The following is a 3519-nucleotide window of genomic DNA, read 5'->3' as shown; positions in this document are numbered from 1 at the left end:
CGCATCACCACCATCGACGCCGACACCATCAGCGTCACCGCCATGGATCCCGCGGACGCGCCGGTCATCACCATCGACACCCTCACCCTCCGCTCCAGCGACGCCGACACGCTGAACAGTGCTCCTGCCGTGGTCTCCGACGTCAGCTCGGATCTGTTCCACCTCTCCTGGACAGCGGACATCAGGCCCATGCCGGCGAATGCCGCAGCACGACGGCAGCCCCGCTGCGCTGTGCTGGCAGAGCAGAATCCGGAGCGAGCGATCGAAGTGGCCACAGCGATCGGCGTCGTCCCCGTCCATCGGGATCTGACCGCGCTGATCGACGAACCGAGCTCAATCGGCACAGAGGACCCAGAGCTGGTCGTCTGGCTTCCCCCTCTCATCGACGCCGGCAGTGTCGACGTTCCGGCGGCTGTTCACGCCGTCACCGAGCAAGCTCTGAAGCTGCTGCAAGCGTGGATAAACAATCCTCGGCTGGCCGACACTCGCCTGATCATCCTCACTCACCACGCCATCGCGACCAGCCCTCTGGACGGATCGCTCGACCTTGCTCAGGCCGCTGTATGGGGGCTGGTTCGCACTGCTCAGAACGAATATCCCAATCGTTTCGCGCTACTGGACACGGATTACCACGAAGCCTCCTACCGGCAGATTCGGTACCTGCTCACCCGTCACATCCCGGAGGACGAGGAAGGCCAACTGGCCCTTCGCCAGGGTGTCGTCCACACATCCCGCCTCACTCGTGTCCAATCAGACGACATTCTTTTTCTGCCGGCTGCCACCTCCTGGCGGCTGGACACCGTGGGTAAGGGCACCCTCGCCAATCTCGTGCTCAGCGCCGGCCCGGATCCGGTTGCTCCCGGAGCCCTGCTCCATCGAGAGTCGCCGGAGAAGTCGATCGGCATTCCGACTGAGAGCGCCGGGTGTGGTTCGGCGGAAGCGGCGCACCTCGCCACCACGGCAGACATCGCGGGCCCACGTCCTGAGCAGGCTCTGGCCGACGGTCACATCCGTATGCGTATCCACGCCAGCGGACTGAACTTCCGCGACGTGATGGTCGCTCTCGGCCTCGTCGGAGACGACGGTTTAGGCCTGGAGGGAGCGGGAGTCGTCACCGAGGTCGGTCCCAACGTGGACGGGCTGGCCGTCGGCGACAGGGTCATGGGGTTCATACCCGATTCGTTCGCCCCCGCTGGAGTCACGGACCAACGCATGGTGATTCCGGTGCCTCGCCGCTGGTCCTTTACCGACGCGGCTTCGGCCCCGGTGGCTTATCTGACGGCCTACCACGCCCTGTCGGAATTGGCCGAAGTTCAGGCCGGGCAGCGGGTGCTGATTCACGCGGGCGCCGGCGGGGTCGGTATGGCGGCTATCCGGCTTGCCCGGCACGCGGGGGCGGAGGTGTTCGCAACCGCAAGCCCGGCCAAGTGGCCGATCCTGCGGGAGATGGGCCTTGACGACGACCACATCGCCTCGTCCCGCAGCCTGGAGTTCAAGGCCAAGTTCCTGCAGGTGACCGGCGGCCAGGGAATGCATGTCGTACTGGACTGCCTGAAGGGCGAATTCGTCGACGCCTCGTTGGAACTGCTTCCCAACGGGGGGAGTTTCATCGAGATCGGCAAGACCGATGTACGAGACGCGGATCAGGTCGCCGCCATGTATCCCGGCATCGTCTACCAGGCCGTCGACCGCGCCCTCGGCGACCCTCGAGTCATTCACCGGCTGTTCACCCGCCTGGCTCCGTTGTTCGAAGACGGCACCTTGCCTGCCCTTCCCGTCAGTACGTACGACATCCGGCAGGCGCGCCAGGCATTCCGGGATATGAGTCAGGCCCGCCACGTGGGCAAGATAGTGTTCACTCTCCCGAACGCGCCTGACAGCAACGGAACCGTGCTGATCACAGGGGGAACAGGCGCCCTTGGTGGCCTGCTCGCCCGTCACCTGGTGACCGAGCACGGGATGAGAAATCTTCTCCTGGTCTCTCGCCGGGGTCCGGACAGCGACGGCGCCGTCGGGCTGGCCGAAGAACTGACCGAGCTCGGTGCGAGGGTCATGGTCGCAGCCTGTGACATCGCGGACCCGGCCGCACTCGCCGCTCTGCTCGACTCCATCCCTCGGCAGCACCCATTGACCGCTGTCGTGCATGCCGCCGGAGTGCTGGCCGACGCGACGGTCCCAGCGCTCACTCCTCATCATCTGCGCCGGGTACTGCGCCCCAAGGTCGACGCCGCCTGGAATCTGCACCAGCAAACCCGCCATCTCAACCTGGCCGGATTCGTGCTGTTCTCATCTCTGAGCGGTACCATCGGCTCCCCCGGACAGGGCAACTACGCGGCCGCCAACGCCTACCTCGACGCCCTGGCCCATCATCGACGTCACCTTGGTCTTCCAATCACGAGCTTGGCATGGGGTTATTGGCAGCCGGCTACCGGGATGACCTCCCATCTCGGCGGTAGTGACAAATCACGTCTCGCTCGTCTCGGCTTCACACCCATCACCACCGAGCACGGAATGAAGCTTTACGACGCGGCGCTGGCCACGGGCCTGCCTGCCCTGGCGCCGGCTCCGCTCGACCTTCGCGCCCTCACCGCGCAGTCCCGGACCGGAACACTCCCCAAGATTCTCACCAGCCTGTCGGCGACTTCCGCTCGTCGCCGTGCCGGCGACGCCGGAACCGCACACTCTTTCGCGGCCGAAATGGCCGGCCTCAGTTCCGCTGATCGGCGCGAGCGCCTCCTGCAACTCGTCCAGATCCAAGCCGTCATGGTCCTGGGACATGGCACCTCCACCTCACTCGACCCGGAGCAACCCTTCAAAACCCTGGGCTTCGACTCCCTCACAGCCCTCGAACTCCGAAACCATCTGAGTCACCACACCGGTCTCAAACTCCCGCCGACCCTCATCTTTGACCATCCCAACCCGCGCGCGCTTTGTACGTACCTCGACAGCAGGTTTTCTTCTGTCATACCGAAGGAGTTCTCCGACCTTCTTTCCGAGCTCAATAGATTCGAAGCCGTCCTCGCCTCGGCAGCCCTTGACGAGGACGCAAAATCTGCGATCGAAGCCAAACTGAACGACTTGCTCGAAGGTCTGGGCAGATCTCGGCGGCAGTCGGATGCCGTGGTCGAACACATAATGTCGGCTTCGACCGATGAGATATTCGACCTCATTGACAAGGCTATTTCCTGATGTCAGGCGACACTATTATGCGGAGGTTGGCCCGGTGAACGACCAAGAAAAGCTCGTACAGTATCTGAAAAAGGCGACGGTCGAGCTTTACGAGACCAAGCAGCGGCTTCGTGAACTGGAAACTCAGGCACACGAGCCGATCGCGGTGGTGGGGATTGGTTGCCGTTTCCCCGGTGGGGTGACGTCCGCGGGGGAGCTGTGGGACGTGGTCGCGGCGGGAAGGGAGGTGATCGGTGAGTTCCCGGTGGATCGTGGCTGGGATCTGGACCGGTTGTTCAGCTCTGATCCGGATGAGTCGGGTACGACGTACGTTCGGCGCGGTGGATTCTT

2 protein-coding genes are annotated in these 3519 nt (G+C 64.1%); both read left to right on the top strand.

Translation table 11 applies throughout. From position 1 onward, the window contains the following. A partial coding sequence (locus ABZU75_RS45810; protein ID WP_355569671.1) for an SDR family NAD(P)-dependent oxidoreductase occupies positions 1-3189 on the top strand: 3189 nt, incomplete at its 5' end. 34 nt (positions 3190-3223) lie between these two features. Next, on the top strand, positions 3224-3519 hold a 296-nt coding region (locus ABZU75_RS45805; protein WP_355569668.1), incomplete at its 3' end, for a beta-ketoacyl synthase N-terminal-like domain-containing protein.

Source organism: Streptosporangium sp. NPDC005286 (assembly GCF_040607515.1).
Lineage (GTDB): Bacteria > Actinomycetota > Actinomycetes > Streptosporangiales > Streptosporangiaceae > Streptosporangium.
Note: the sequence above shows the minus strand (reverse complement) of the source record. Positions and strands in the feature narration are given on the sequence as shown.